The organism is Luteibacter sp. UNCMF331Sha3.1 (genome assembly GCF_900109915.1).
In the GTDB taxonomy this organism is placed as follows: domain Bacteria; phylum Pseudomonadota; class Gammaproteobacteria; order Xanthomonadales; family Rhodanobacteraceae; genus Luteibacter.
Genome location: NZ_FOBU01000002.1, coordinates 498,288 through 524,802, shown reverse-complemented (window position 1 = coordinate 524,802; position 26,515 = coordinate 498,288). Strand labels below are relative to the sequence as shown.

General features: G+C 67.8%; 27 protein-coding genes. 15 read left to right on the top strand and 12 right to left on the bottom strand.

Going from position 1 to position 26,515, the window contains the following annotated elements:
• Positions 1–15: 15 nt before the first annotated feature.
• The 4 genes from BMX32_RS10695 to BMX32_RS10680 form a co-directional block, all read right to left on the bottom strand.
• On the bottom strand, positions 16–1,200 hold the full coding sequence (locus tag BMX32_RS10695) for a glycosyltransferase (RefSeq protein ID WP_089978523.1): 1,185 nt from the start codon (positions 1,198–1,200) through the stop codon (positions 16–18).
• A gap of 7 nt (positions 1,201–1,207) precedes the next feature.
• The gene (locus tag BMX32_RS10690; RefSeq protein WP_089978518.1) at positions 1,208–2,062 is read right to left on the bottom strand and encodes a glycosyltransferase family 2 protein; all 855 of its coding nucleotides are present in this window, start codon (positions 2,060–2,062) and stop codon (positions 1,208–1,210) included.
• A 4-nt stretch (positions 2,063–2,066) separates the two neighbouring features.
• Entirely contained in the window at positions 2,067–3,119 is a 1,053-nt protein-coding gene (locus tag BMX32_RS10685; RefSeq protein WP_089978515.1) for a hypothetical protein, read from the bottom strand.
• Positions 3,120–3,192: 73 nt separating this feature from the next.
• Positions 3,193–4,590 carry an MBOAT family O-acyltransferase gene (locus BMX32_RS10680; protein ID WP_089978506.1) on the bottom strand — a complete coding sequence of 466 codons (1,398 nt, stop codon included), beginning with the start codon at positions 4,588–4,590 and terminating at the stop codon, positions 3,193–3,195.
• A gap of 173 nt (positions 4,591–4,763) precedes the next feature.
• Here BMX32_RS10680 and pilB point away from each other — a divergent pair, with 173 nt between their 5' ends.
• The 4 genes from pilB (at position 4,764) to coaE (ending at position 9,450) form a co-directional block, all read left to right on the top strand.
• Entirely contained in the window at positions 4,764–6,491 is a 1,728-nt protein-coding gene (gene pilB, locus BMX32_RS10675) for a type IV-A pilus assembly ATPase PilB (RefSeq protein ID WP_049808715.1), read from the top strand.
• Between the two features lie 136 nt (positions 6,492–6,627).
• Positions 6,628–7,893 (top strand): type II secretion system F family protein, encoded by a 1,266-nt coding sequence (locus BMX32_RS10670; protein ID WP_029213802.1) that lies wholly within the window; start codon positions 6,628–6,630, stop codon positions 7,891–7,893.
• Positions 7,894–7,966: 73 nt separating this feature from the next.
• Positions 7,967–8,836 carry a prepilin peptidase gene (locus BMX32_RS10665; protein WP_089978502.1) on the top strand — a complete coding sequence of 290 codons (870 nt, stop codon included), beginning with the start codon at positions 7,967–7,969 and terminating at the stop codon, positions 8,834–8,836.
• Entirely contained in the window at positions 8,833–9,450 is a 618-nt protein-coding gene (gene coaE, locus BMX32_RS10660; RefSeq protein ID WP_089978498.1) for a dephospho-CoA kinase, read from the top strand. Before BMX32_RS10665 ends, coaE begins: the two co-directional genes overlap by 4 nt.
• Positions 9,451–9,537: 87 nt before the next feature.
• Here coaE and BMX32_RS10655 read toward each other — a convergent pair whose 3' ends face one another.
• Positions 9,538–10,788 carry a putative bifunctional diguanylate cyclase/phosphodiesterase gene (locus tag BMX32_RS10655; RefSeq protein ID WP_029213799.1) on the bottom strand — a complete coding sequence of 417 codons (1,251 nt, stop codon included), beginning with the start codon at positions 10,786–10,788 and terminating at the stop codon, positions 9,538–9,540.
• Entirely contained in the window at positions 10,785–12,008 is a 1,224-nt protein-coding gene (locus BMX32_RS10650) for an HD-GYP domain-containing protein (protein ID WP_244511497.1), read from the bottom strand. The genes BMX32_RS10655 and BMX32_RS10650 overlap by 4 nt, the downstream gene beginning before the upstream one ends.
• Positions 12,009–12,182: 174 nt before the next feature.
• On the opposite strand from BMX32_RS10650, the gene msrA reads away from it, so the two are divergent.
• Complete coding sequence (gene msrA, locus BMX32_RS10645) at positions 12,183–12,851, top strand: peptide-methionine (S)-S-oxide reductase MsrA (protein ID WP_089978494.1); 669 nt, start codon at positions 12,183–12,185, stop codon at positions 12,849–12,851.
• 37 nt (positions 12,852–12,888) lie between these two features.
• Here the strand turns inward: msrA and hutU are convergent, their stop codons facing one another.
• Positions 12,889–14,562, bottom strand: a complete 1,674-nt coding sequence (gene hutU, locus BMX32_RS10640; protein ID WP_029213796.1) for a urocanate hydratase — start codon at positions 14,560–14,562, stop codon at positions 12,889–12,891.
• A gap of 84 nt (positions 14,563–14,646) precedes the next feature.
• The gene (locus BMX32_RS10635; protein ID WP_029213795.1) at positions 14,647–15,072 is read right to left on the bottom strand and encodes a hypothetical protein; all 426 of its coding nucleotides are present in this window, start codon (positions 15,070–15,072) and stop codon (positions 14,647–14,649) included.
• A gap of 50 nt (positions 15,073–15,122) precedes the next feature.
• Between BMX32_RS10635 and BMX32_RS10630 the strand changes: the two genes are divergently transcribed.
• The 5 genes from BMX32_RS10630 to BMX32_RS10610 are packed head-to-tail and all read left to right on the top strand — an operon-like array spanning position 15,123 to position 19,735.
• Complete coding sequence (locus BMX32_RS10630) at positions 15,123–16,394, top strand: alkaline phosphatase family protein (RefSeq protein ID WP_089978491.1); 1,272 nt, start codon at positions 15,123–15,125, stop codon at positions 16,392–16,394.
• A gap of 9 nt (positions 16,395–16,403) precedes the next feature.
• On the top strand, positions 16,404–16,796 hold the full coding sequence (locus BMX32_RS10625) for a hypothetical protein (protein WP_029213793.1): 393 nt from the start codon (positions 16,404–16,406) through the stop codon (positions 16,794–16,796).
• Positions 16,797–17,468, top strand: a complete 672-nt coding sequence (locus tag BMX32_RS10620; RefSeq protein WP_089978487.1) for a biliverdin-producing heme oxygenase — start codon at positions 16,797–16,799, stop codon at positions 17,466–17,468.
• Complete coding sequence (locus BMX32_RS10615; protein ID WP_049808714.1) at positions 17,461–18,999, top strand: GAF domain-containing protein; 1,539 nt, start codon at positions 17,461–17,463, stop codon at positions 18,997–18,999. The genes BMX32_RS10620 and BMX32_RS10615 overlap by 8 nt, the downstream gene beginning before the upstream one ends.
• A 34-nt stretch (positions 19,000–19,033) precedes the next feature.
• The gene (locus BMX32_RS10610; RefSeq protein ID WP_089978482.1) at positions 19,034–19,735 is read left to right on the top strand and encodes an arginyltransferase; all 702 of its coding nucleotides are present in this window, start codon (positions 19,034–19,036) and stop codon (positions 19,733–19,735) included.
• Positions 19,736–19,842: 107 nt separating this feature from the next.
• Here the strand turns inward: BMX32_RS10610 and BMX32_RS10605 are convergent, their stop codons facing one another.
• The 3 genes from BMX32_RS10605 to pdxH are packed head-to-tail and all read right to left on the bottom strand — an operon-like array spanning position 19,843 to position 21,683.
• Complete coding sequence (locus BMX32_RS10605) at positions 19,843–20,643, bottom strand: ABC transporter substrate-binding protein (RefSeq protein WP_029214054.1); 801 nt, start codon at positions 20,641–20,643, stop codon at positions 19,843–19,845.
• Positions 20,643–21,083 (bottom strand): secondary thiamine-phosphate synthase enzyme YjbQ, encoded by a 441-nt coding sequence (locus tag BMX32_RS10600; RefSeq protein WP_089978479.1) that lies wholly within the window; start codon positions 21,081–21,083, stop codon positions 20,643–20,645. The genes BMX32_RS10605 and BMX32_RS10600 overlap by 1 nt, the downstream gene beginning before the upstream one ends.
• Positions 21,084–21,095: 12 nt before the next feature.
• Positions 21,096–21,683 (bottom strand): pyridoxamine 5'-phosphate oxidase, encoded by a 588-nt coding sequence (gene pdxH, locus BMX32_RS10595; protein WP_089978475.1) that lies wholly within the window; start codon positions 21,681–21,683, stop codon positions 21,096–21,098.
• 23 nt (positions 21,684–21,706) lie between these two features.
• Between pdxH and BMX32_RS10590 the strand changes: the two genes are divergently transcribed.
• Complete coding sequence (locus tag BMX32_RS10590) at positions 21,707–22,573, top strand: kinase (RefSeq protein WP_211664206.1); 867 nt, start codon at positions 21,707–21,709, stop codon at positions 22,571–22,573.
• A gap of 40 nt (positions 22,574–22,613) precedes the next feature.
• On the opposite strand, the gene BMX32_RS10585 is transcribed toward BMX32_RS10590, so the two are convergent.
• On the bottom strand, positions 22,614–23,477 hold the full coding sequence (locus BMX32_RS10585) for an NAD-dependent epimerase/dehydratase family protein (RefSeq protein ID WP_089978472.1): 864 nt from the start codon (positions 23,475–23,477) through the stop codon (positions 22,614–22,616).
• 7 nt (positions 23,478–23,484) lie between these two features.
• Here BMX32_RS10585 and BMX32_RS10580 point away from each other — a divergent pair, with 7 nt between their 5' ends.
• From BMX32_RS10580 to hemE, 4 genes are read left to right on the top strand one after another with little or no spacing between them, the layout of a single operon-like run.
• Positions 23,485–24,015, top strand: coding sequence for a shikimate kinase (locus BMX32_RS10580; RefSeq protein ID WP_089978469.1), 531 nt, complete (start codon positions 23,485–23,487; stop codon positions 24,013–24,015).
• Positions 24,015–25,088, top strand: a complete 1,074-nt coding sequence (gene aroB, locus BMX32_RS10575) for a 3-dehydroquinate synthase (RefSeq protein WP_089978466.1) — start codon at positions 24,015–24,017, stop codon at positions 25,086–25,088. Before BMX32_RS10580 ends, aroB begins: the two co-directional genes overlap by 1 nt.
• A 50-nt stretch (positions 25,089–25,138) precedes the next feature.
• Entirely contained in the window at positions 25,139–25,402 is a 264-nt protein-coding gene (locus BMX32_RS10570) for a WGR domain-containing protein (protein ID WP_089978463.1), read from the top strand.
• Positions 25,392–26,462 carry a uroporphyrinogen decarboxylase gene (gene hemE, locus BMX32_RS10565; RefSeq protein ID WP_089978459.1) on the top strand — a complete coding sequence of 357 codons (1,071 nt, stop codon included), beginning with the start codon at positions 25,392–25,394 and terminating at the stop codon, positions 26,460–26,462. The genes BMX32_RS10570 and hemE overlap by 11 nt, the downstream gene beginning before the upstream one ends.
• Positions 26,463–26,515: the final 53 nt, after the last annotated feature.

Here is a 26,515-nt window from a genome sequence, read left to right as displayed (position 1 = left end):
CGCCACGTGGGGACGTCACAATGACCGCCTTCCGAGATCGCTGAAGACCTTCGCATACGCCGCACCGACCGCTCGCCAGTCGAAACGTTGGGCGAGTGCCGGTAAGGATGAACGCGCGCGCGCGGCTGCCACGCCTGGTGCGTCGAGCACGGATACGATCGCCGCCGCAAGCGCGGAGGGGTCGTCCGGGGCCACGGCGACGCAGCCCGCCGTTCCCGAGAGGACATCGCGCGTCGCCGGAAGATCCGACGCGATAACGGGACAGCCGCATCCGAGCGCCTCGATCGTCACGAGCCCGAGACCTTCCTGATCGCCGGACGCCGTCTGGCGGAACGGTGCGACGAAGACCGTGGCCGCCCGGTAAAGCGGAACGAGGGCCGCTTGGTCGAGCGGGCCGGTGAAGGTTACCCGATCACCGAGGCCAAGCTGTCCGGCCAGCCTCTCGAGGGAAGCGGCGAGAGGGCCATGTCCGACAATGGACAGCCGGGCGCCCGGGTGCGAGGTGAGCACCTCGCTCATCGCACGCAGCAGTACGTCGACGCCTTTCTTCCCGACGAGGCGTCCGACGAACAGAAGATGATTCGACTCGCGAACGATGTTTTCATCAGGCGTGAACGCGACGGAAAGATCGACACCCATCGGGTGGACCGATGGCGCGCATGGCGACCCGAGATCCGTCAGGGGTTCCACCATCGCGTGACTGACCACTGTCGCTGCCGACGCGCGACGTAGTGCGAAACGTTTCGCAACGGATGGAAGGCGGCCGCGCAACGAAAACACATCCGCGCCGTGCGAGGTCAGCACATATGGCCTGCGCAGCGCACGGGCGACCATGCCCTGAGGTATGAGCCAATGGGCATGGACGATCGTATCGTGGGTGAGCCAGCGACGCGCCTCCCACCATTGCATGACGACGAACGACGGAAGCAGCAGCCACTTCCACCGATGGCGACTCAGATTGCTCGCGATGCCTCCGTCGCTGACGAGCGTTTCCAGCGCGGCCGGCGCGTAGCGATAGCGCACCACGGTCACACCGTCGAGCACTTCCCTGCGCAGGCTGCCCGGCGCGTGCGGAACGACCGCCACCACATCGAAGCGATCGACGAGTTGCTTCGCCAACGCGTGAACGAAACCGGGCTCGTGATCGCCCTTCCATCTGGGATACGTCGAAGCAAGGACGAGCAACCGCTGTTTCGTCATCGGCGACTCACTGGTCACGCCGGTACGTCAGCGCCGTGATCTGCTCGGAAACCAGCCCGATGAGAAACACGATGACCGCCGCGCTCCACATCAGCGTGCTCATGTTGGTAAGGCGGCCGTCCTGGATGAAGGTGCGGGCATAGTTGGCCAGGCCAAGGAGCATGAAAACCACGCTGACGGGTGCGAAGAGCTTCAGCGGCGAGTACAGCGTCGCGATCTTGAAGATGATCAGCAGGAAACGGACGCCATCTTTGATCGGCTTGATGTGGCTCTTACCGACGCGCTGCGCGGCCTTGATGGGTTCGTAAGCGACGCCGTAGGCGCTGCGAAAGAAGGCCATGGTACTGGTGGTCGGATACGAGAAGCCGTTCGGCAAGAGGTGCAGGAATTCGCGGAAACGCGCCGCCCGGACCACACGAAACCCGGAGGTGAGATCCGCGACGGCTTGCCCGGTCATCCGACTGGCCAGCCAGTTGTACACGGTGTTCGCCACGCCACGGCCAACGCCAGCCTGACTTTCCCAGTCCCGCGCGCCAACGACCATGTCGTAGCCCTCGTCGAGGCGTGCCAGAAGACGGGCGATGTCGCCGGGGTCATGCTGACCGTCGCCGTCCATGAAGACGAGGATGTCTCCGGTAGCGGCGCGCGCACCGCGCTTGATGGCTGCGCCATTGCCCATGGAGTATGGCGACGACAGGCACGTTGCACCGGCCGCGGCGCACACCGCCCGCGTATCGTCGGTGGACCCGTCGTCGACGACGATCACTTCCGCGCCAGGCACCGCGGCGAGCACGCGCGGGATGAGTGCCACCAGCGCGGCACTTTCGTTTTTGGCAGGGATCACGACGCTAATACGGGTCAACGAACTATTCCTCTGAGGCATTACGGGAGGCCACGCGCGCGGCCCCCGCCATATTACCTTCGCGGAGCGCCGGAACCGCGTTTACGAGCGCGCGCGTGAAGGTGACCTGGTCGCTTTCGTCCAGATGCGAGCCATCCGGGCAGACGAGCGTCGCCATGGCGGGTACGTCCCGATAATCGAGCGTCGTCGTTTCCACGGCCTTTGCAAAGGCGGACCAGTAACGGCCCCGCGGGAACAATCTCTCATCTGCCGCGCGGACCAGACCGCTCCGGGGGAACATCACGAAAACGACGTGACCGCCCCGGCGTTCGATCTGCCGGACATAGCCAGCCACGGTGGCCGCGTTCGTCGCGAACGCCGGCATGCTGGACACGGACAAGGTGTCGATCTGTCTCGCCAGGGCGTCGTTGAACTCCCGCCAACTGGTCGCTTGCGGGGTCTGCGTGATTCCCGCGTTCCGCATGACACGCGCAAAGTAGAACTGCGGCATCTGCACCCGCGCATAATTCGCACGCCGTTCGCGCCCGGGCAAGGTAATGAGGTATTGCGGCGTCGCCTGCGGATCGAGGAGGCGGAGGGTGAGCGAGTCGAAGGGGCTTGCGCCATCGGCGAAGCTCCGCAGATGGTCGTGCACGAATCCGCTCAGCACTTTCTCGGTCGTGGCGAAGTCGGGCATGAACGGGCGATCCCTCACGCGATTCCATTCGGCGAGATAGGTCTCCGCACTATCGTGGCGATGAACATCACCGACGACGTGATCCTGGTAGTCCACGACGACGGCACCCCTGACCCTGTCGTCCGCGGCCAGATCGGCAAGCACCGGAACGAACGAACTGCCGTCGATCGCCAGCTGCACGGTGGGGCGCCCGGTCAGGTCGCCGAGCGTGCCCAGATCGACATCGAGCTGCATGCGCGAGGATCCGACGAGGATCAGGGCATCGCTACCCAGCGTCGACGCCCGTTCTCGCTCATGGGCCCAGCTGGATGCCGAATCGACGACCGTGGGAACGAAACCCCGGCTTGCCAGCCAGAATTCCTGCCCCGCGATCGCCAGCACGCCGAGAAACCCGGCGGCAACCAGCGGCGCCAGCCAGCGGCCGCCAGGAATCGCACGATGCGTCAGATGAATATCAGAATTGGAAGTAGATGAACGCACGCTGGTCCCCTCCCGCGGCGAGGAAGATGCCGATGATGCAGACGGCGGCCACGGCGGCGCGGGCACCTTCGGACGATGCGGCGAGCAGATCGTCGAGCGTTCGGTCGCGCATGCGCCAGTGCCAGCCGAACATCCCGAGGGCGGCCATGAGCGCGAGCCACTGGACAGGCGTGCCAACCTCCCACCGGCCCATCGCGCCAAACATTTCGAGCGCCGAACCGAACGACGGGGCGCGGAACGCCACCCATGCGACGCAGACGAGGATGAATGTGGTGGTGGTGACCAGCACGTCGCCGAGGATGCCGCCGATCGGTGGCGCGTGACGCCTGAGCACCCGCTCGGCGATCAGATAGAGGCCATGCAGCCCGCCCCACACGACGAACGTCCAGGAGGCGCCATGCCAGAGACCGCCGAGGAGCATCGTGAGCATGAGATTCCGGCACGTGCGCCACTCGCCGCCGCGATTGCCGCCAAGCGGGATGTAGAGGTAATCGCGCAGCCATGTCGACAACGACATGTGCCAGCGGCGCCAGAAGTCGGACAGCCCTCTGGCACCGTACGGGAAATGGAAGTTGTCCGGGAAGGCGAAGCCGAAGACCATCGCCAGACCGATCGCGCACAGGGAGTAGCCGCCGAAGTCGAAGTAGATCTGACCGGCGAACCCGAAGAAGGCGGCAAGCGCCGCAACCGTCCCTGCTGAGCCCGGTGCCGCATACACCGCGTCGACCACCGGCGCGAACAGCCGATCCGCGAACACGTCCTTGCAGAATAGCCCGATCAGCACGAGCACGAGGCCATACGCGACCTGGTCCGGCGTGATGAGCCTCGGCGTCGCCAGCTGCGGCAACAGCGCCCGCGCACGCACGATCGGGCCCGCCACGAGGTGGGGGAAAAACGCCACGAACAGCGCGTAGTCGCGCAGCGACGCGTCGCCGCGGATCTCCCGGCGGTAGACGTCGATCGTGTAGGACAGCGAGGCGAACGTGTAGAACGAGATGCCTACCGGCAGCACGATGTCCCACGCCGGCGGGGCATAGGCGACCCCCACGAGCCCAAGCAGCGCCTGCATGTTGTGCAGCGCAAAGTCGCCGTACTTGAAGAAGCCGAGTAGGCCGAGGTTGGCGACGAGGCTCACGACGAGCAGTAACTTCCTCCTGCCGGGCGCCTCCTCGCGCCCCAGCCGGCGCGCCAGCCACCAGTCGAGGCCGGTCGAGAACGCGAGGATGAAGACGTAGGCGGGGTTCCATGCGGCATAGAAGACGTAGCTCGCCAGCAGGAGAAACGTCTTCCGGGCACCCCATCCCCGCAGAAGCAGGTACACGGGAAACACGACCGCAAAAAAGACAAGAAAAGTCAGTGAGTTGAAAAGCACCAGGCTCCCCCTTGGAGCACATCAGGCGGACCGGAACCGGCGATACCCCGGCATGCCCGTCACCGGCCAGCGCGATGATACCGGATGCACCCCGCGCGACGAGGCCTTTCACGTGACCCCGCGCACATCCTGGAGTAGATTCCTCTCCAAATCTCGGGGAAACGGGACAACCGATGGCTTCACAAATGCAACAGCCCATGCTGGCCGGTCTGACGGGTATGGCTCGGCGTCTGGTCAGCGAGGGCGTTCTCGCCGAGGCCGACGTTCGCAAAGCCGTCCAGGACGCCGCCGAAAAGCGTGTCTCGCTGTCGTCATGGCTGGTCGATCACAACCTCGTCGACAGCATCAAGCTGTCCCAGGTGGCGTCGTCGGAATTCGGCATGCCGCTCATGGACATCGGTGCGATGACCCCGGCCGTGATGCCGCTCGACCTCGTCACGGAAGCCCTGATCACCAAGCACCAGGCCCTGCCCCTCTTCAAGCGCGGCAAGCGGCTGTTCGTCGGCATCGCCGATCCCATGCAGTCGCACGCGCTGGACGAGATCAAGTTCCACTCCAACCACATGGTGGAGCCGGTGCTGGTCGAGCGGGGCCAGCTGCGCCGGGTGATCGACGTTGCCCTCTCGGCCATGAGCGCCAGCGTGCCGGGCTTCGACGACGGCGGCCTGGACGAGCTCGCCCTCGAATCCGGCGACGACGACGGTGACGGCTCGACCGGCATCGACGCCAACGCCAACGACGACGCGCCGGTCGTCAAGTTCGTCAACAAGATCCTGGTCGACGCGATCAAGCGCGGCGCATCAGACATCCACTTCGAGCCGTTCGAAGCGGTGTACCGCGTCCGCCTGCGCATGGACGGCATCCTGCGCATCGTCGCCACCGCGCCGATCAAGCTCGGCGCGCGCATCGCCTCCCGCATCAAGGTGATGAGCGGCCTCGACATCGCGGAACGCCGCGTGCCGCAGGATGGCCGCATCAAGCTCAACCTCACCAAGACCCGCGCGATCGACTTCCGCGTGAGCACCCTGCCCACGCTGTTCGGCGAGAAGATCGTGCTGCGTATCCTCGACGGCTCCTCGGCCAAGCTCGGCATCGACAAGCTGGGTTACGAGGAGGTGCAGAAGAATCTCTACCTCGACGCGATCGAGAAGCCCTACGGCATGGTGCTGGTCACCGGCCCCACCGGCTCGGGCAAGACGGTGTCGCTCTACACGGCGCTGAACATCCTCAACACCGAAGGCCGCAACATCTCCACGGTCGAGGACCCCGTCGAAATCCGCGTCGAAGGCATCAACCAGGTCCAGCAGAACGTGAAGCGCGGCATGACCTTCGCCGCCGCGCTCCGCTCGTTCCTCCGCCAGGATCCGGACGTGATCATGGTCGGCGAAATCCGTGACCTGGAAACCGCCGAGATCGCGGTCAAGGCCGCGCAGACCGGTCACATGGTCCTCTCGACGCTGCATACGAACGACGCCCCGCAGACCATCTCGCGCCTGATGAACATGGGCATCGCGCCCTACAACATCACCTCGTCGGTCACCCTGATCATCGCCCAGCGCCTCGCGCGACGGCTGCACGACTGCAAGCGGGCGATCGAGATCCCCCCGGCCGCCCTGCTGGCCGAGGGTTTCACCCAGGAGGAAGTCGACGCCGGCATCACGATCTACGAGGCCGTGGGCTGCGACAGCTGCAACGAGGGCTACAAGGGGCGCGTCGGCATCTACCAGGTCATGCCGATGGTCGAGGAAATCCAGAAGATCGTGCTCGAAGGGGGCAACGCCATCCAGATCGCCGAAGTCGCCCGTCGGGCCGGCATCAACGACCTGCGGGCGTCGGCCCTGCTGAAGGCGCGCAACGGGATCACGAGCCTGGCGGAGATCAATCGCGTCACGAAGGATTGATGTTCGGAGGCTGCACCGTCAGGATGTGCGCCATATGGCAGAAAAATAAGCGGAAAGTCGTTCAGACTATCCGCCGGCGCGGGGGTGCCCAGGGCACGTCCGCAAGAAAGCAGAAATCCGGGGGGAACATCGCGCCATGGCCGTAGCTACAGCCAACAAGAACTCGCGCGCCATCGGCGCCGCGAGGGCCGAGGTCAACAAGCTGACCATGTACGACTGGACCGCGCTGGACAAGCGCGGCAAGCGCATGACCGGCGAGATGCAGGCGAAGACCGCGACCCTCGTCAAGGCGGAACTGCGCCGCCAGGGCATGAACCCCCAGACGGTCCGCGAGCGCGCCAAACCCCTGTTCGGATCGTCGGGAAGCACGGTGAAGCCGCGTGACGTGGCGATCTTCAGTCGCCAGATCGCGACGATGATGGCCTCGGGCGTGCCGATGGTGCAGGCCTTCGACATCATCGCGAACGGCCAGAAGAACGTCCGCTTCAAGAACATGCTGCTGGACGTCAAGGCCAACATCGAGGGTGGCTCCGCGCTCCACGAGGCCCTGGGCCAGTACCCGGTCGAGTTCGACGAGCTGTACCGCAACCTCGTCCACGCGGGCGAATCGGCCGGCGTGCTCGACACCATCCTGGACACGGTGGCGACCTACAAGGAGCGCGTCGAGGGGATCAAGGCCAAGATCAAGAAGGCCTTGTTCTATCCGGCCATGGTGCTCGTGGTCGCGTTCCTCGTGACGATGATCCTGCTGCTCTTCGTGGTCCCGGTATTCCAGCAGACATTCCGCGATGCCGGTGCCGAACTGCCGGTGCCGACGATGATCGTGGTCAAGGCATCGGAGTTCATGCAGAGCTACTGGTGGCTCGTGATCGGCGTGTGCATCGGCGCGGGTGTCCTATTCGTCATGGCGAAGAAACGCTCGACGAAGTTCGCGCATTTTCTCGACCGGCTCTCGTTGCGGATCCCCGTGATCGGCAACATCCTGCGGCAGTCCGCGCTGGCCCGTTTCGCCCGCACGCTCGGCGTGACGTTCCAGGCCGGCGTGCCGCTGGTCGAGGCGCTGGAGGCCGTGTCCGGCGCCACGGGAAGCATCGTGTATGGCGAAGCCGTGCTCCAGATGCGCGACGACGTGTCGGTCGGCCACCAGCTGCAGCTGTCGATGCGCCAGACGAACCTGTTCCCCAACATGGTCGTGCAGATGACGGCCATCGGCGAGGAATCCGGTTCGCTCGACCACATGCTGTTCAAGGTCGCGGAGTTCTACGAGGAAGAGGTCAACAACGCGGTCGATACGCTGGCCAGCCTGCTCGAACCCTTCATCATGGTGATCCTCGGCGGCCTCGTCGGCGGCATGGTGATCTCGCTGTACCTGCCCATCTTCAAGATCGCCGGTACGACCTGATCGCATCGCCGATGCCACAATACGAGCCCTCCCCCTCGCGGGCGGAGGGCTTTTCTTTGACCACGGACACGTCATGCCGGATCTTCCGCTCTCCCTCTGGATCGTCTTCGCCGCCGTCTTCGGCCTGCTCGTCGGCAGCTTTCTCAACGTGGTCATCCTGCGCACGCCGGCGCGCATGCAGTGGGAGTGGCGCCAGCAGGCGCGCGAGGTGCTCGAGCTCGAGCCGGTGGACGAGCCGAAGCCACCGGGTGTGGCGCTGGAGTCGTCGCACTGCCCGACGTGCAAGCACAAGCTCGCCGCGCACGACAACATCCCGCTGTTCGGCTGGCTGTTCCTGCGCGGCCGGTGTCGCTACTGCGGCACGAAGATCTCCGCGCAGTACCCCGCGGTCGAACTCTTCACCGGCATCGCCAGCGCGCTGATCGTCTGGCACTTCGGCCCCACGATGGCGGCGCTGGCCGCGCTCGTGTTCACCTTCTTCCTCATCGCGCTGTCCGGCATCGACGTGCGCACGCAGCTGCTGCCCGACGAACTGAATTACCCGCTGTTGTGGATCGGCCTCGGGCTCACGCTGATCCCCTCGTGGAATCCACTGCCGGTGCTGCCCTCGTCCGCGATCCTGGGCGCGCTCGTCGGCTACCTCAGCCTGTGGAGCGTCTACTGGCTGTTCAAGCTGCTGACGGGCAAGGAGGGCATGGGCCACGGCGACTTCAAGCTGCTCGCGGCGCTCGGTGCATGGATGGGCCCCGTCGCGATCCTGCCCGTGGTGATGCTGTCGTCGCTGATCGGCGCGATCGTCGGCGGCGGCCTGATGCTGTTCCGTCACCACCAGCGCGACGTGCCGATTCCCTTCGGGCCCTACATCGCGGCCGCCGGCTGGGTCTGGTTCCTTGCGGGCGACCGGCTGCTCGCGGCCTACATGAGCGCCACGGGCCTGCGATGACCGGCTTCGTCGTCGCGCTCACCGGTGGCATCGCCTCGGGCAAGAGCGCCGTGGAGCGCCGCTTCGAGGCGCTGGGCATCCATGCCTACGACGCCGATGTGGCGGCGCGTGCGGTCGTGGAGCCCGGATCGGACGCACTGGCCGAGGTGGCCCGTGTCTTCGGCCCGGACGCGCTCGACGCGGCGGGTCGGCTCGATCGCCCGGCCATGCGCCAGCGGGTCTTCGCCGATCCCTCGGCCCGCGTCACGCTCGAGGGCATCCTCCACCCGCGCATCCGCACGTGGCTGCGCGACGCGGTGGCGTCCGATACCGGGCCCTACTGCATCTTGTCGATTCCCTTGCTCGTGGAGAACCGCGCCCATTACGCATGGGTGGATCGGGTGCTGGTGGTCGACGCGCCCGAGGCCATGCGGATCGAGCGGCTGACGCGGCGCGACGGTATCGATGCCGCGCTCGCCGCAAAGATGATCGCCGCGCAGGCCACGCGCGAACAGCGGCTGGCGATCGCGGACGATGTGATCGTCAACGATGCGGACGAGGCGTCGCTGGATGGAGCGGTTGCCGCGCTCGACGCGCGCTATCGCCGCATGGGTATGGGGAAGGCTTCCCAATAGACAGTCCCTCGGGTGGGAGCCAGCCTGCTGGCGAAGGGTGCTTGCGGCAAGCACCCTTCGCCAGCAGGCTGGCTCCCACCCATACTGTCAGACGCAGGAGGCAGCCGCCAGGCGTTCGCTGACGAAGTCTTCGGCCGGCATCGGCTGGCCGATGTGGTAGCCCTGCACGAGGTCGCAGTCCATCTCGACCAGCCGCAGCAGCGTCGCTTCGTTCTCCACGCCTTCGGCGACCGCCTCCATCCCCATCCGGTGGGCCACGTCCACCATCGCCTGCACGAGCAGCTCGGTACGGCTGTCGGTGATCATGGCGTCGACGAACGTGCGGTCGATCTTGAGTTCGGTCGCGGGGAAATGACGCAGGTACGCGAACGAGGCGTAGCCCGTACCGAAGTCGTCGATGGCCACGCGCACGCCGCGGTCGCGCAGGTTGCGCAGCACGCGCACGCTCATGTCGAGGTCGGTGAGCAGCGCGGTCTCGGTGATCTCGACGATCACCGCCGTCGGCGGCACGCCCCAGATCTCCATCGCCCCGATCATCTGCTCCGCGAAGCCCTGCTCCGCGAAGACGCGTGGCGACAGGTTGATGGCGACATCCAGCGGGCAACCGCCCCGATGCAGCGCCGCGGCGTGCCGCAGCGACGCGTTGAGGCTCCAGCGCGTCAGCGGCACGATCAGGTCGCTGCGCTCGGCGAACTGGATGAAGTCGGCCGGCGCCACGTGCACCTGCGCGGTAGTGGTCCAGCGCGACAACGACTCCACGCGCACCATCTCGCCGGAACGCAGGTCGCGCAGCGGCTGGAAGGCGACGTGCAGCCGGTTGGCTTCGATGTCTTCGCGCAACTCGCCGTAGAGGATCTCCACGGGCGTCGCGTCGGGCTGATAGAGGGCGAATGGTTCGCCGATGCGCAGTGCTTCGTCGTGCGCCAGCTCGGCGCGACGGTAGAGCAGCTCGGCGGACGTGCCGTGCTCGGGATGCACCGCGACGCCCACCACGGGCCGGCCGTGCCATGGGCGCTCACCGCGCAGCAGTGGCGTGTCGAACGCGCCGACGATGCGGGTGGCGGCGAGCAGCGCGTGCGTGCGGTTGCGCACGGACGGCAGCACCACCACGAACGAGTCGTCGCCAGCGACGAAGACGGTGTCCACGTGGCGGATCGCCTCCACCAGGCGTCCGCGCGCAGCGAGCATGATCTCGCTGCCGAAGTCGTAACCGAAGCGCAGCTGCGCCTCGCGCATGCCTTGCAGGCGCACGACCAGCACGGCGCGCCACCCGGTCTCGGGCACGACCCGATCGAGGATGACCTGCACGGCAGGCAGAATGTCGGCGCGTTCGCTCATTGAAGGAAATACTCCCTGGGATCGATCCCGTGACTGCCCGCCGGTAGCGTACGCAGGATTTCGCGGCGAACCACGTCCGCCTGGTTCATCAGGTCGACGACGATGAATTCCTCGCGCGGCCCCTTGTCCGTTCGCGTCAGGATCGCGACCCGCGGCTGCAGGCGGCGGGCGTGATTCTGCATCATCACGACCGCGACTTCACCCGTGTTGAGTTCGACGAGCGTCCCGGTCGGGTAAACCCCGAGGCACGCCTGGAATTGTTCGACGAGTTCCGCCTGGAACTGCGTATCGCGGCCAGCATAGAGCTCGCGCAGGGCAAGGTGTTGCGAAACGGCCGGGCGGTAGGGACGCTGCGACGACATGGCATGGTAGGTGTCGATGATCGCCGCCATGCGCCCGGCGAGCGGGATCTCGGCGCCGGCCAGGCCGTCCGGGTAACCGCTGCCGTCGTAGCGCTCGTGGTGCGTCATCAGCATGTCGCGCACTTCGGGGTCGACGACACCGGAATGGTCGAGGATCGCGGCCCCCTCCACCACGTGCTGGCGTGCGAGCTCCCATTCGCCATCGTTGAGCGGGCCCGCGCGGTTGAGGAGTTCTTCGGGCAGCTGGGCCTTGCCCACGTCCATCAGCAGGCCGCCGGCCGCCAGGCTCACGATGGCTTCGGGCGCGAATCCCATGTGCCGCCCGAACGCGGCGGCCAGCGTGCTGCAACCCACGGCGTGCTGGTAGGTGTAGGTGTCGCGACGGCGGAGGCTTTCGATCCACGAGAACGCGTCGCCGCTGCGGAGCACGCTCGCGACGACGGGTCGCACCGCGTCGTCGACCGCACCCGGGTCGATCGCGCGGCCGTGCTGGATGTCGTCGACGAGGCGTTCGGCGAAGCGCGTCACGCCTTCGAAGGCCTCGCGGGCGCGCGGCACTTCCTCGTCGAACGAGGCCGTATCCCTGTAGCTATGCGCCGGAATCAGGCGCGGGTTCGCCGGCGCGGGGGCCGGGGCCTTCGGCGCGACGCCCGCGACGCGAGGCGGCAGGCCGACCACGGTGGACGCCGCCGCCGGAGCGACCCGTCGATGAAGGTCCACGAACACGTACTTGCAGAACTTGCTCAGGCGGTCGATGTCGTCGCGCGACGAGATCGGCACGCCCTGGAGCGGGAACGGGGTCTCCGACCATTCGCAATCGAGGCGACTGACGTACATGCCGACTTCGAGGTCGGTCACGAATACGCGTCTCTCCACCAGGTCGTACGCCACGCTCTACGCCTCCCCCGTCCCAAGGACATCTGTCCTTATTCGGCAGGTTACGCGATAACTGAAGGGCGGGGACCCGCGCCTCCGTAAGGAATCGACCCCGGCCCCGGTCTTCTTGTGAGCACCCCCTCCCAGGAGCTTCCCATGCGCCGCCTCCTCTCCACCCTGCTCGTCGCCCTCGCCGCCTGCTCGTCCGCCGCCGCGCGGGACGAAGGCCTGAAGCTGCCCGCCCCCGTCGTCGATGCCGCGCCAGCCACGTCCGAAGCCACCGCGGTATTCGCGGGCGGCTGTTTCTGGGGCGTGGAGGGCGTGTTCGAGCACGTGCGGGGCGTGAAGAGCGTGCGCGCGGGCTATGCCGGCGGCGATGCCAGCCATGCCAACTACGAGGACGTCAGCGAGGGCGACACCGGCCACGCCGAGTCGATCCGCGTGGTCTACGACCCGTCGAAGGTGACGTATGGGCAGTTGCTGCAGGTGTTCTTCTCCGTCGTGCAGGATCCCACACAGCTGAACCGGCAGGGTCCGGACTCCGGCACGCAGTACCGCTCGGCGATCTTCTACGCCACGCCGGAGCAGAAGAAGGTGGCCGACGCGTACGTGGCCCAGCTGACGGCGGCGAAGTCGTTCCCCGCGCCGATCGTCACCCAGGTGACACCGCTCAAGGCGTTCTACCCGGCCGAGGGCTATCACCAGGATTACATGCGCGAGAATCCGGACGACCGCTACATCGTGATCAACGACCTGCCCAAGGTACTGGGCCTGCAGCGCATTTATCCGGAGCTGTACGTGGCGAGCTGGGCCAACGGGCAATAGCCTCGCGGTGGGAGCCAGCCTGCTGGCTCCCACCGGATTAGCGAAGCATCGGCAGGTCCAGGCCCTGCTCTTTCGCGCAGGCGATCGCATCCTCGTAGCCGGCATCGGCATGGCGCATGACGCCCGTGCCCGGATCGTTCCAGAGCACTCGCGCCAGGCGACGGTCGGCCTCCTCGCTGCCGTCGCAGACGATCACCACGCCGCTGTGCTGGCTGTAACCCATGCCGACGCCGCCGCCGTGGTGCAGGCTGACCCAGGTGGCGCCGCCGGCCACGTTCAGCATCGCGTTGAGCAACGGCCAGTCGCTGACCGCGTCGCTGCCGTCCCGCATGGCTTCGGTTTCGCGATTCGGGCTGGCGACCGAGCCAGAGTCCAGGTGATCGCGACCGATCACCACCGGCGCCTTGAGTTCGCCGTTGCGGACCATCTCGTTGAAGGCGAGGCCCAGGCGGTGACGCTGGCCGAGGCCGACCCAGCAGATGCGCGCCGGCAGCCCCTGGAAGCTGATGCGTTCGCGGGCCATGTCGAGCCAGCGGTGCAGGTGCGGGTCGTCCGGGATCATCTCCTTCACCTTCGCGTCGGTGCGGTAGATGTCTTCCGGATCCCCGGACAGCGCCACCCAGCGGAACGGGCCGACGCCGCGGCAGAACAGCGGACGGACGAACGCGGGTACGAAGCCCGGGAACGCGAACGCCTCGTCGAGGCCTTCGTCCTTGGCCATCTGACGGATGTTGTTGCCGTAGTCGAACGTCGGGACGCCCATGGCGTGAAACGCGAGCATCGCTTCCACGTGGCGGCGCATGGACGCCTTCGCGGCGCGCGCGGTGCCGACCGGGTCGCTCTTGCGGCGTTCGAACCACTCCTCGACCGTCCAGCCCGACGGCAGGTATCCGTTCACCGGGTCGTGCGCGCTGGTCTGGTCGGTGACGGCGTCCGGACGAACTCCGCGCCTGACCAGCTCGGGCAGCACGTCGGCGGCGTTGCCGAGCAGCGCCACGGAGACGGCCCGGCCTTCCTTCGCGTAGCGCGCCATGCGCGCCAGCGCGTCGTCGAGGTCGCTGGCCTGCTCGTCGACGTAACGCGTCTTCAGGCGGAAATCGATGCGGCTCTGCTGGCACTCGATCGTGAGCGACGAGGCACCGGCCAGGCTCGCGGCGAGTGGCTGCGCGCCGCCCATGCCGCCGAGGCCGGCCGTGAGGAACCAGCGCCCGGCAAGCTGGCCGCCGTAGTGCTGACGACCGAGCTCGACGAAGGTTTCGTACGTGCCCTGCACGATGCCCTGCGAGCCGATGTAGATCCACGAGCCGGCCGTCATCTGGCCGTACATCATGAGGCCCTTGCGATCGAGCTCGTTGAAATGCTCCCAGGTGGCCCACGCGGGTACGAGGTTCGAATTGGCGATCAGCACGCGCGGGGCGTCGGGGTGTGACGGGAACACGCCGACCGGCTTGCCCGACTGCACCAGCAGCGTCTGGTCGTCGCGCAGATCGCGCAGGCTGGCCAGGATCGCGTCGAAGCATTCCCAGTTGCGCGCGGCGCGTCCGATGCCGCCGTAGACCACGAGCTCGGCGGGGTTCTCGGCCACTTCGGGGTCGAGATTGTTCTGCAGCATGCGGAACGGTGCTTCGGTGAGCCAGCTACGGCAGGTCAGCTCGCTGCCGCGCGGTGCGCGGACGATGCGGGTAGTGTCGATGCGCGTGGCTGCGGCCATCGGTCGGGCTCCGTCGATGCAGGGAATCCGCCGATTATGGTCCTGCGCGCGGACGCGTCGCCAGACGCGTCGCAGCAATGCGCCTCAGCGGCCGGCCGACGACGGCTTCGCGGGTTGGACGCGCCCGGTTTCCGGGTCCGGACGCGGCGGCGTCTGGATACGGCGGGTGGTGTCATCCTGGCGAGCGCGATAGAGCTGCTGCTGGCTCCGGTCGGCGTTGTCGAGCTGGTTCAGGAGCGCCGGATCGGTCGTGTTGGTACGCTGCCGGTCGAGATTTCCCTGCCGCAGCTGCTCGCGTACCGCGTTCTGGTTCTGCTGGTTCTGCACCTGCTGCCGGTCGACCTGACGCTGCCATTGCTGGGCACCGATCGCCGACGGCGGCGGGCTGACGTACACCGGCCGGGGCGGCGGCGGACTGGCGGGTTTCGGCGGCGGCACCTGAGCCATCGCCGCGCCGGCGACGAGCGTGGCAAGCACCGCCGGCAAGAAGTTGCGTGATGAATTGGTCATGGGACTCGTCCATCATGAGAGGGATTGCACAAGAGCCTACGTCCCCACCCATGAATGCCACGTTGTTCCGCCGCGTCGCAGCGCTCACGCTGTGTCTCGTGGCTCTCGCCGGGTGCGCCACGCACCGGGCCACGGCCGCCCTTCCCCGCCATGCGGTGCTCCTCGTCTCCATCGACGCGTTTCGCGCGAACTACGTCGAGCGGGGCCTGACGCCGAATCTCGCCGCCCTCGCGCGCGATGGCGCCACGACCCCCTACATGCTGCCGTCGTTCCCGTCGCTGACGTTCCCCAACCACTACACGCTGGTCACGGGTCGCGTGCCCGATCGCAACGGCATCGTCAACAACACGATGCGCGATCCGGCGCTGGGACGCTTCAGCCTCTCCAACCACGCCGCGACGAGCGACGGACGCTGGTGGGCGCAGGCCGAGCCGATCTGGGTTACGGCGCAGAAGCACGGCCTGCGCACGGCCACGATGTACTGGCCGGGTACGGAAGCGGCGATCCACGGCGTACGGCCGGACCACTGGATCCCGTTCGACGACACCCTGACCTCCCGCCAACGCGTCGACAAGCTGCTGTTGTGGATCGACGAACCGGGCGCGAAGCCCGCCTTCGATACGCTTTATTTCGACGCCGTGGATCACGCCGGACACGAATTCGGCCCGGATTCGCCGCAGGTGGACACCGCGCTGCGCGAGGTCGACGACGCCCTGGGTTACCTCGTGGCCGGGCTGCGCGACCGCGGGCTCCTCGACGCCACGGACATCGTCGTGGTGTCCGACCACGGCATGGCCGACGTGCCTCGCGGCAACATCGTATTCGCGGACGACGAAACCGATCTCGACGCGATCGACCCCGTGTCGTGGGGCGTGATGGCCACCTTCGCGCCGAAGCCGGGCGTCGACGGCGCGAAGGCCGTGGCCCGTCTGCTCGGCCCTCACGAGCACATGCGCTGCTACCGCAAGGACACCCTGCCCGCCCGGCTGGACTACGGCCGCAACCCGCGAGTGCCCGACATCCTCTGCCTCGCCGATACGGGCTGGGCGATCACCAGCCGTGCCACGCTGGCGGCGCGCACGGCCCCGATGTCACGCGGCGAGCATGGTTACGACAACCTCGATCCGGCGATGCGCGCCCTGTTCGTGGCCCGGGGACCGGACTTCGCCCGCGGGGTGACGATCGCGCCATTCCCGAACGTCGACGTCTACCCGCTGCTGGCCCATCTCCTGCGGATCGCGCCCCTGCCGAACGACGGCGACCTCAACCGGGTGAAGGGCGCCCTCGCGCCCGCGGCGGCGGCCCAGGGCCAATTCCCGTAGAATCGGGCCATGCGCCAGATCTATACATCGCCCCGCCAGGACAACGTCGACCGTATCGTCGCCCTGCTCACCGAGCATGCGATCGAAACGTCGGTGACCAACCGCTCGAGCTGGAACCGCCCGACGTACCAGCGCTTCAGCTACTCGCAGCGCAACGACGACCGCAACAGCTGGCCGCAGGTCTGGGTCAAGAGCGCCGACGATTTTCCGAAGGCCCGCGCCCTGCTCAAGGACATCGGCATCGAACCGGTCGTCCGCTACCAGGAAGAACTGGCCATGCATCGCCAGCCCGACCGTCGGCCGGTGGCGCAACGCACCGCGTCCCGCGTGCGCCTGATGGTGCTGGCGATCGTCGCGGGCGTGATGCTGATCGTCGTCCTGAAGGCCACCGCGGTTCTCTGAGTGGACGGCGCGCGGGAGCTGACACCGACGCATCTCCACCTGCGCGAAGCGACCCGCGAGGCCCATGCCGCCGCGGAAGCCTCGCCGCTCATGCGCCGCCTGCTCGCGGGCGAACTCGACGAGGCGGGCTACCGGCGGATGCTCGACGCGCAGCGTGTTCTCTTCGACACGTGGGAACGCGAGCGGGGCGCATGGCTGCTGGATATCGCGACCACATCCGGCTGGCGCTACGTGTCGCGGGCCGCGGCACTGGAAGCCGATCTGAGCGCCATGGTGCCGAAAACCGCCGCCCGCAGCAGCGCACCGGCACCGGCTTGCCCTGACGCGTCACGCCGTTTCTCGAGACCGAGGCAAGATGTTTCGCGCCCGGGCGCGCTACTACCGGAGCCCCGGGCGTATTCGGACCACCCCTGTGCATGGGGCGAGCTCTATGTGATCGAGGGTTCCGCGCTTGGCGGGCGCATGATCGTCGCCGGCCTGCGCCAGCGGTTTCCGCACTTGCCGCACCATTTCTACGCGCTGGGCGAGGGCACGCCACCCTGGCGCCGCTTCCAGGGTCTTCTTGACCGCGTCCTGAACGACAGCGCCGCGCAGACGGCCGCGACGGACGCCGCGGTCGCCATGTTCGCGCGCTTTCAACGGACGTTACAGGACGATTCTCCGCATGACTGATCTTCCCGACCTCACCGCCTGCGACCGCGAACCGATCCATATTCCCGGTTCGATCCAGCCCCACGGCGTGCTGCTGGTGGTCGATGCCGCGACGGGCGTGGTGCTGCAGGCGAGCGAGAACATCGGCGATATCGTCGGCGTGGACCTGACCGCGGCGCTCGGCGCGCCGCTTGGCGACCTGCTGACGCTGCCCGCCGATCTCTTCGAGGACGACGAGCGTCCCGCGCACAGTCCGTGGGTACCCGTCACCTTTCCGAAGGCGCGCAAGGCCGTCACGTGGCATGCCGCGGTGCACGCGTACGACACGCGCTGGATGATCGAGATCGAACCGCGCGAGAGCTATTTCGAAGACGATCCGATCCGCGTGGCCTACGATCTCGCGCATCGGCTCGAAAACGATGCCACGGTCGAACGCGGTGCGGCGCGCGTCGCGCGTGCGATCCGCACACTGCTTGGCTACGACCGCGTCATGGTCTATCGCTTCGACCACGACTGGCATGGCGAGGTGATCGCCGAGGCCCGTCGCGACGAGCTGGAAGCCTATCTCGGCCTCCACTACCCCGCGACCGACATCCCCGCGCAGGCGCGGGCGCTCTACCTGCGCAACCGCGTGCGGCAGATCAGCGACTGTGGCTACGTGCCCGCGGTCATCCGCCCGCCGCTGGATCCGGAAACCTCGCAACCCACCGACCTGAGCGACGTGTCGCTACGCAGCGTGTCGCCGGTGCACCTCGAGTACCTCGGCAACATGGGCGTGACCGGCACGCTCGTAGCGTCGATCGTGACGAACGGCCGCTTGTGGGGCCTCATTTCCTGCCATCACTACGCGCCGTTCTTCGCCGATCACCAGATGCGCGAGGTCGCGGATGCCATCGCTCGCTCCTTCGCCGCGCGCGTGGCGGCCATCGAGGAGCTCGCGAAGATCGAGGTGGAGAGCACGCTGCTGACGGTGCGCGAAAAGCTGATCACGGCGTTCAGCGAGACCGACAGTATCGATCCGGACCTGCTCGCGACACTCGCGCCCGAGCTGCTCGAGGTCGTCGACGCGGACGGCGTCGCCATCTATTCGGGCGATCGCGTGGTGCGCCACGGCCATCTCCCCGACGAAGCGACGCTGCTGCGGATGCGCGATGTCGTGGCCATGCACAAGGCGGGCGACTCGCCGGATCGCATCGCGGGCGTGCTGCACACCGACTCGGTCGCGGAGTGGCACGTGGCGCTCGCCGATCCGGCCGTGACCGAGCTCGCCGCCGGCGTCATCTTCATGCCGCTGCGGGCCGAGTCGCACAATGCCGTGCTCTGGACGCGCACCGAACAGGTGCGGCAGGTTCGCTGGGGCGGCAATCCGTCGCTCGCCAAGCTGGAGAACATTCCCGGGGCGCGCCTCTCGCCACGGCAGAGTTTCGATGCGTGGCAGCAGACCGTGCGCGGTCGCTCGCGGCCGTGGTCGCGACAGCACCTCGAGTCCGCCCGCAGCCTGCGCGTGCTGATCGAAGTCATGGAACGGAAACATCACCAGAATCCGCGGTGACGCCGGGCGCGCCATGGGGCTATAACATGGGTCCATGACCGACCGCGTCCGCCTGTTCCAGACCCTGCCGCACAGTTGCGGCTATTACGCCGAGCGAACGGCGCAGAATCTGGTGGTCGATCCGGGCGCGCCGCATCTCGACCGCCTCTACGCTCCCGCGCTCGCCAAAGGCTTTCGCCGCGCCGGTGGCCATCTCTACCTGCCGCAATGCACGGCATGCCAGGCCTGCGTGCCCTGCCGCATCGATGTGGCAGCGTTCGCGCCGGACCGCACGCAGCGCCGCTGTCTCACACGCAACGCCGATCTCACCGTGATCGAAGCCCAGGCGGGCTTCACGCACGAGCGCCATGCGTTGTATCGGCGTTACCTGCACGCCCGGCACAGCGGCGGTGGCATGGACGCGGCCGATGCCGACGATTTCCAGCGCTTTCTCTCCGCGCCGTGGAGCCCGACCCTCTTCGTCGAGTTCCGCCAGCGCGATCGCCTGCTGGGCATCGCCGTCACCGACGTCACGCTCGCCGGCGTTTCGGCCGTCTATACGTTCTTCGACCCGGACGAGGGGTCGCGAAGCCTGGGGACTTTCGGCATCCTGCAGCAGGTCGCGCTCGCGAAGCGCCGCGGCATCCCGTACGTTTATCTGGGTTTCTGGATCGCCGGGCATCCGAAGATGGATTACAAGCGCCGGTTCAAACCGCTGGAGATCCGCAAGCTGGGGCGCTGGATCGCGATGCCGTAGGTCCACCTGACGAACCGCCGGAACCCCTGTGGGAGCGCGCTCGCGCGCGAATGGGTGCTTGCCGCGAGCACCCATTCGCGCGCGAGCGCGCTCCCACAGGGGATGTTTCAGGCCTTGCGCGCCCAGCGCGCGATGATGTCGTGCATCGCCTCGACGCCATCGAACAGCGCCGCCGGGCCGGGCTGCAGGATGATCGGCGACTTGATCTCGTGCAGCTCGCCGTCGCGTACGGCGGGCATGTCCTGCCAGCCGGGTCGCGCGGCGACGCGTTCGGGGCGGAAGCGCTTGCCGCACCACGACCCCAGCACGATGTCCGGCGAGCGGCGCACGACCTCCAGTGGATCCGCCAGAATGCGCTGCTTCGCGAGCGGCTCTTCGAGCAGTTCGGGGAACACGTCGTCGCCACCGGCGATGCGCACCAGTTCGCCGACCCAGCGAATGCCGGTGATGAGCGGGTCGTCCCATTCTTCGAAGTACACACGCGGACGGCGCGGCAGGGCTGCGGCGAGCGTCGCGATGCGATCGAGGTTGGCCTGTGCGCGATCGGCCAGTGCGTCGGCCTTCGCAGCAGCGCCGACCATCGCGCCGAGGCGGCGGATGTACGCGACGATGCCCTCGACACTGCGATGGTTGCTGATCCAGACCTCGACGCCTGCGCGGATCAGTTCGCGTGCGATGTCGGCCTGGATGTCGGAAAACCCGATGGCGAGGTCGGGTTTCAGATCGAGGATCTGTTCGATCTTCGCGCTGGTGAACGCGGAGACCTTCGGTTTTTCCTTGCGCGCTCTCGGCGGCCGCACGGTGAAGCCCGAAATGCCGACGATGCGATGCTCCTCGCCGATCGCGTAGAGGACTTCGGTCGGCTCTTCGGTCAGGCAGACGATACGCTGCGGATACGCGTCCGGCATCAGTGCCCCGATACCGTGACGGTGATTTTGCGCTGGTGCGCTTCGTGCCGGTGTTCGTAGAGGAACACGCCCTGCCACGTGCCCAGCAACGGCTTTCCACCGTGCACGGGGATCGAAAGCGACACGCCGGTCAGCACCGATCGCACGTGGGCCGGCATGTCGTCGGGGCCTTCGTCGCGATGGCGGAACAACGGATCGCCGTCGGGGACCAATCGCGCGAAGAAACGCTCGAGATCGGCCACGACGGTCGGGTCCGCGTTCTCGCCGATCAGCAGCGACGCGCTGGTGTGCTGGACGAACACGTGCGCGATGCCCGTGCCGACGCCGCTCGCCGATACCGCGTCGGCGATGCGATCGCTGATCTCGCTGAGCGAACGGCCGCGCGTGTGCACCGTGAAGGTGGACTGCGCGATGTGCTGGACGGGTTGGGCGCGGCTCATGCGGAACTCCGGTCAGGGATACAGCAGGTGGCTCGTCCAGTGGGTGCCGGCTTCCGTATGCACCACGCGTTCGTGCAGCCTGAACGTGGCGCCGTACCAGAACTCCACGCGGTCGGGCTCCACGACGTAGCCGCCCCAGTGCGGAGGACGCGGCACGTCGCGGTCGGCGAACTCCTTCTCGTAATGGTCGACGCGTGCGTCGAACGTCTCGCGATCCGGCAGCTCCTGGCTCTGCAACGAAGCCCAGGCACCGATCTGGCTACCGCGAGGGCGGCTGGCGAAATAGGCATCCGATTCGGCCTCGCTCGCCTTCGTGGCGCGGCCCTCGAAGCGCACTTGAATACCCTCGCGGATCTGCTTCCAGTGGAAGCACAGCGCGACCTGCGCATGCTCGGCGATCTGAGCGGCCTTGGCGCTCTCGTAGTTGGTGAAGAACCGAAGGCCGCGTTCGTCGATCGCCTTGAGCAGCACGATGCGCGAATGAACCCGGCCGTCCTTGTCGCAGGTGGAAAGATTCATCGCGCTCGGTTCGCGATCGCCGCTGGCCTTCGCTTCGTCGAGCAGGCCGCGGAACGTATGGAGGATATCGGGGGTAAGCATGACGATGGACTATGCTGTCGGCCATGGAATCGCCCGATGCTAGCACGCTGGCCGCCACCGTCCTCGGGCGCTTCGCCGCGGACATCGGGCACGCCGGGCGCCCCTTCGTGCTGGGCATTTCCGCCTTGCAGGGTGCCGGCAAGAGCTTCCTCGCCGCCGCGCTGGTCGATGCGGCCGCGGAGCGAGGCTGGGGCGCCGTCGCGCTCTCGCTCGACGATGTCTACCTGACACGGGCCGAGCGTGCGGCGCTGGCCGCGGATGTGCATCCGCTGCTGCGCACACGCGGCGTACCGGGCACGCACGACCTCGCCCTGCTCGCCTCGACACTCGACGCGCTGGCGCAGGCCACGCCCGGCAGGCCGGTCGCCGTTCCTCGCTTCGACAAAGGCCGTGACGACCGGTATCCGGCGGCGCAATGGCCCACGGTGGCCGACGTGCCGGCGCTCGTGCTGCTCGAAGGCTGGTGCCTCGGCGTGACGCCCGAGGACGATGCCGCGCTCGACCTGCCGGTCAACGCGCTCGAACGCGACGAGGATCCCGATGGGCGCTGGCGACGCTGGGTGAACGCGCAACTCGCGAGTTACGCGCCGATATGGGCGCGCCTCGACGCGCTCGTCGTGCTGCAGGCCCCGTCGTGGGATGTCGTTGCGACATGGCGCGACGAAGCCGAGCGGCCGCTGCGCGAGCGTGGCGACGCGCGCGCGATGGATGCCGTTGAGCTTGCGCGGTTTCTGCAGCATTACGAGCGGATCAGTCGCTGGGCGTTGGCGTCGTTGGGCGCAACGGCCGACCTGCTCGTCCCCCTCGACAGACATCGTCGCGTCGCACGCACGCGTCGACCTGCCGCTCCGGCCATCGCCAGCAGGCTGGCTCCTACCAGGGGCCGATGATCGGGTGGGAAAGCCAGCCTGCTGGCGAAGGATCGAAGCGCTACGTCGGAGAGTGACCCGAGCCGATCAACGCCGCGTAGCCATCGCGGGCATCGGGCCATGCGCAGCGGAAACCAGCGGCGCGCAGCCGCGCGTTCGAGAGCCGCTTGTTGCCGATGCCGGCCGGCGGCGTACCGTCGGCAGGCGCAGGCGCGCCGAGCAGCGTCGCCAGATGGCCGTAGAGCACGTCGATGGGCAGCGGCGTGTCGTCGACGCCGACGTACACGGGCTCCGGCCGGTCGACGTCGAGCAGCAACGCGAGCGCCGCCGCCGCGTCGTCGACATGGATGCGGTTGGCGTACACCCGGCCGCCGTGCGGCGCCGACGCCTTCCCTTCGCGCAACCGGTCGAACAGCTGCGTCCGGCCGGGCCCGTAGAGTCCGGCAAGGCGCACCGCGATCCCGCCCACGGCGTTCCCGGCCAGCCATCGCTCGGCCTCGACCAGCACGCGACCGTTGAAGCCCGGTGGGGCGACCGGCGTCGCCTCGTCGACCCAGGCCCCGCCGTGTTCGCCATACACCGCGGACGACGACACGAACAGCGTGCGTTTCGGCGCCTCCGGCAGGGCATGCAGGAGGTGGCGCAGCCCGTCGACGAAGAGGGATCGGTACGTCGCCTCGTCACGCGCATCGGGAGCCGGCGCGAATACCACGGCGTCGACCGCCGGCAGGCCTTCGAGCGACGCCGGTCGCGTCAGGTCGCCGCGCAGCCAGTGGATGCCGTGGTCACGATCGGCGTCGCTCCGGCGCAACGCGAACACCTGCCGACCCTGCGCGACAAGGCGGCGCGCCACGCGGGTGCCGACGTCGCCAGCCCCCGCGACGAGGACCGTTGCATATCCCTGCGGATGGCTTGTTGTTAGCATCGGAGCGATGAATCCTTCGCCCAACCTGTTCCTGGTCGGCCCCACGGGCGCCGGCAAGACCACGATCGGACAGCGCCTCGCGGCGCACTATGGCCTGCCTTTCATCGATCTCGACGTCGAGATCGAGGCGCGTTGCGGCATGAAGATCGCCGACATGTTCGAACGCGAAGGCGAAGCGGGTTTTCGCACGCGCGAGAGCGCGTGCCTCGCCGAGTTTAGTCGCCGCGAGGGCATCGTGCTCGCCACGGGCGCCGGCGCGGTGATGGATCCCGCCAACCGCGAGACGCTCGCCGCCCGCGGCACGGTCATGATGCTCGGCGTGGACGTCGACGAGCAGCTCGACCGCCTGCGTCACGACACCGCACGCCCGATGATCGCCGGCGACGACCGCCGCGGCCGGCTCGAGTCGCTGGCCGAACACCGCAACCATCTTTACGAAGCCATCGCCGACCTGATCTTCCGCGGACGCCACGAGTCCGTGGACGACGCCGCGCCGCGCGCGATCGCGCTTCTCGAACGCCACTGGAAACGCAGCTGATGGAAACCGTCGACGTCGACCTCGCCGGACGTAGCTACCACGTCTGGATCGGCCCCGGCCTCATCGCCGATAGCGCGCGCTGGCGCGCGGCGATCCGCGGGCGGCACGTGCTCGTGGTGAGCAACACCACCGTCGCGCCGCTCTGGCTCGACGCGCTGGCGAAGGGCCTCGACGGCTTGCGCTGGACGTCCTACCTGCTCGACGATGGCGAAACGCACAAGACGTTCGCGAACGTCGGACGCGTGCTCGAAGCGCTGGGCCAGCTGGGCGCCACGCGCGACGCCTGCGTGATCGCCCTGGGCGGCGGCGTCGTGGGCGATCTCGCCGGCTTCGCGGCCGCCTGCTGGATGCGCGGCATCGACTTCATCCAGGTGCCCACCACGCTGCTCTCGATGGTCGATTCCTCCGTCGGCGGCAAGACGGGCGTGAACCTCCCGGCGGGCAAGAACCTCGCGGGCGCGTTCCACCAGCCGCGGGCCGTGGTCGCCGACATCGACACCCTGCGCACGTTGCCGCAGCGCGAGTACCGCGCCGGGCTGGCCGAGATCGTCAAGGGCGCCGCGATCGGCGACACCGCCTTCTTCGCCTGGCTCGAAGCGCACGCCGATGCCCTCGCCGCACGCGACTCCGCCATCCTGATCGAAGCCATCGCCCGCAAGTGTCGCTACAAGGCTGGTGTCGTCGCCCGCGACGAAACCGAACAGGGCGAGCGTGCGCTGCTCAACCTAGGTCACACCTTCGGGCACGCGCTGGAAACCGCGGGCAACTACAGCGAGATCCTGCATGGCGAAGGCGTCGCGATCGGCATGGTGCTGGCCGCGCGGCTCTCCGAGCGGCTGGGCATGGCGTCGGCCGCCGACACCGAGCGCCTGATCGCCCTGCTGCAGCGCCTCGGCCTTCCCACCGAGCCGTCGCGCGTGCACGCGGCCAGCCGGATCCTCGACCTCATGCGGCTCGACAAGAAGAACACCGCCGGCACGTTGCGCCTGATCCTCTGGCGCGGCATCGGCCGGGCCGAGATCGTGTCGGGTGTGGCCGAAGACGACGTACTGGGCGTGCTCCTGCCCGCCTGAGGCGCAAAGCGCCTACAATGGCCGGCCCTGCGTCTGCCCCGGATCGCTCGATGCGGATCTACCTGCAAACCATGCCCGAAGCGGGAGCGGAAGCGCCCCGCTACGTCCAGATAACGCTCGAACAGGATCTCCTGGGCGGCTGGACGCTGTATCGCGAAAGCGGCGTGCAGGGCGGCAAGGCGATGCTCAAGCGCGAGGTCTACGTCGACCGCGACGCGGCGATGGTCGCCTTCACCAAGGCGCGCGACGCGCAGATCAAGAAAGGTTTCAAGGTCATGTTCAGTCAGGGACAGGAGTCGGCGCATGGCCGCTGAGCTCCGTAACGATCGCTTTCTCCGCGCGCTTCGTCGCGAGCCCACCGACACGACGCCGATCTGGGTCATGCGCCAGGCCGGCCGCTACCTGCCGGAGTACCGCGCGACGCGTGGCCGGGCCGGCAGCTTCATGGGGCTGGCGACGAATCCGGAATTCGCCTGCGAGGTGACGCTGCAGCCGCTGGATCGCTTCGACCTCGACGCCGCCATCCTGTTCTCGGACATCCTCACCATCCCCGACGCGATGGGTCTCGGCCTGTCGTTCGAACAGGGCGAGGGTCCGCGTTTCGCGCGACCGCTGCGCGACGCCGCCGCGATCGATGCCCTCGTCGTGCCCGACATGGACGGCGAACTGCGCTACGTGATGGACGCCGTCCGGCTCATTCGCAATGAACTCGACGGCCGCGTGCCGCTGATCGGGTTCTCCGGCAGCCCCTGGACGCTTGCCTGCTACATGGTCGAGGGTGAAGGGTCGCGCGATTTCGCGCGCGTGAAGGCGCTGGCGTGGAACGAGCCGATGCTCGCGCACCGTCTCCTCGATACCATCGCGCGCGCCGTCGCCGCCTACCTCGTCGCGCAGGCGCATGCCGGTGCGCAGGCATTGATGGTGTTCGACACCTGGGGCGGCCTGCTCGGCCCCGGCCCGTTCCGCGAGCTCTCGCTGCGCTACATGGCGCAGGTGGTCGACGCGCTGAAAGCCGATCCCGTCAGCCGCGAGCTGCCGGCCATCCTGTTCTCGAAGGGCGCGGGTGGACAGCTGGAAGCCATGGCCGATACGGGCTGCGCCGGCCTCGGCGTCGACTGGACGCTCGACATCGGCGAAGCACGCCGCCGCGTAGGCGATCGCGTGGCGCTTCAGGGCAACCTCGATCCGAGCGTGCTGCGTGCCACGCCGGAAATCGTGGCGCGCGAGGCGCGTGCCGTGCTGGACGCCTTCGGCAACCATCCGGGGCACGTGTTCAATCTCGGGCACGGCATCACGCCGGAAGTGGACCCGGAGAACGTGAAGGTGCTGGTGGATACCGTGCATGAGCACGGACGGGTGATTCGCGGCCGTTGACGGTTCCGCGTCATCGGTACATAGGCCGCTATCGCGGGATCGCCAGCAGGCTG

Excerpts from the sequence above, each read along its gene's own strand:
- BMX32_RS10695 (WP_089978523.1), bottom strand. The coding sequence starts at position 1,200 with ATGACGAAACAGCGGTTGCTCGTCCTTGCTTCGACGTATCCCAGATGG.
- pilB (WP_049808715.1), top strand. The coding sequence starts at position 4,764 with ATGGCTTCACAAATGCAACAGCCCATGCTGGCCGGTCTGACGGGTATG.
- BMX32_RS10670 (WP_029213802.1), top strand. The coding sequence starts at position 6,628 with ATGGCCGTAGCTACAGCCAACAAGAACTCGCGCGCCATCGGCGCCGCG.
- BMX32_RS10665 (WP_089978502.1), top strand. The coding sequence starts at position 7,967 with ATGCCGGATCTTCCGCTCTCCCTCTGGATCGTCTTCGCCGCCGTCTTC.
- coaE (WP_089978498.1), top strand. The coding sequence starts at position 8,833 with ATGACCGGCTTCGTCGTCGCGCTCACCGGTGGCATCGCCTCGGGCAAG.
- BMX32_RS10655 (WP_029213799.1), bottom strand. The coding sequence starts at position 10,788 with ATGAGCGAACGCGCCGACATTCTGCCTGCCGTGCAGGTCATCCTCGAT.
- msrA (WP_089978494.1), top strand. The coding sequence starts at position 12,183 with ATGCGCCGCCTCCTCTCCACCCTGCTCGTCGCCCTCGCCGCCTGCTCG.
- hutU (WP_029213796.1), bottom strand. The coding sequence starts at position 14,562 with ATGGCCGCAGCCACGCGCATCGACACTACCCGCATCGTCCGCGCACCG.
- BMX32_RS10635 (WP_029213795.1), bottom strand. The coding sequence starts at position 15,072 with ATGACCAATTCATCACGCAACTTCTTGCCGGCGGTGCTTGCCACGCTC.
- BMX32_RS10630 (WP_089978491.1), top strand. The coding sequence starts at position 15,123 with ATGAATGCCACGTTGTTCCGCCGCGTCGCAGCGCTCACGCTGTGTCTC.
- BMX32_RS10625 (WP_029213793.1), top strand. The coding sequence starts at position 16,404 with ATGCGCCAGATCTATACATCGCCCCGCCAGGACAACGTCGACCGTATC.
- BMX32_RS10615 (WP_049808714.1), top strand. The coding sequence starts at position 17,461 with ATGACTGATCTTCCCGACCTCACCGCCTGCGACCGCGAACCGATCCAT.
- BMX32_RS10610 (WP_089978482.1), top strand. The coding sequence starts at position 19,034 with ATGACCGACCGCGTCCGCCTGTTCCAGACCCTGCCGCACAGTTGCGGC.
- BMX32_RS10605 (WP_029214054.1), bottom strand. The coding sequence starts at position 20,643 with ATGCCGGACGCGTATCCGCAGCGTATCGTCTGCCTGACCGAAGAGCCG.
- BMX32_RS10600 (WP_089978479.1), bottom strand. The coding sequence starts at position 21,083 with ATGAGCCGCGCCCAACCCGTCCAGCACATCGCGCAGTCCACCTTCACG.
- pdxH (WP_089978475.1), bottom strand. The coding sequence starts at position 21,683 with ATGCTTACCCCCGATATCCTCCATACGTTCCGCGGCCTGCTCGACGAA.
- BMX32_RS10590 (WP_211664206.1), top strand. The coding sequence starts at position 21,707 with ATGGAATCGCCCGATGCTAGCACGCTGGCCGCCACCGTCCTCGGGCGC.
- BMX32_RS10585 (WP_089978472.1), bottom strand. The coding sequence starts at position 23,477 with ATGCTAACAACAAGCCATCCGCAGGGATATGCAACGGTCCTCGTCGCG.
- BMX32_RS10580 (WP_089978469.1), top strand. The coding sequence starts at position 23,485 with ATGAATCCTTCGCCCAACCTGTTCCTGGTCGGCCCCACGGGCGCCGGC.
- aroB (WP_089978466.1), top strand. The coding sequence starts at position 24,015 with ATGGAAACCGTCGACGTCGACCTCGCCGGACGTAGCTACCACGTCTGG.
- BMX32_RS10570 (WP_089978463.1), top strand. The coding sequence starts at position 25,139 with ATGCGGATCTACCTGCAAACCATGCCCGAAGCGGGAGCGGAAGCGCCC.
- hemE (WP_089978459.1), top strand. The coding sequence starts at position 25,392 with ATGGCCGCTGAGCTCCGTAACGATCGCTTTCTCCGCGCGCTTCGTCGC.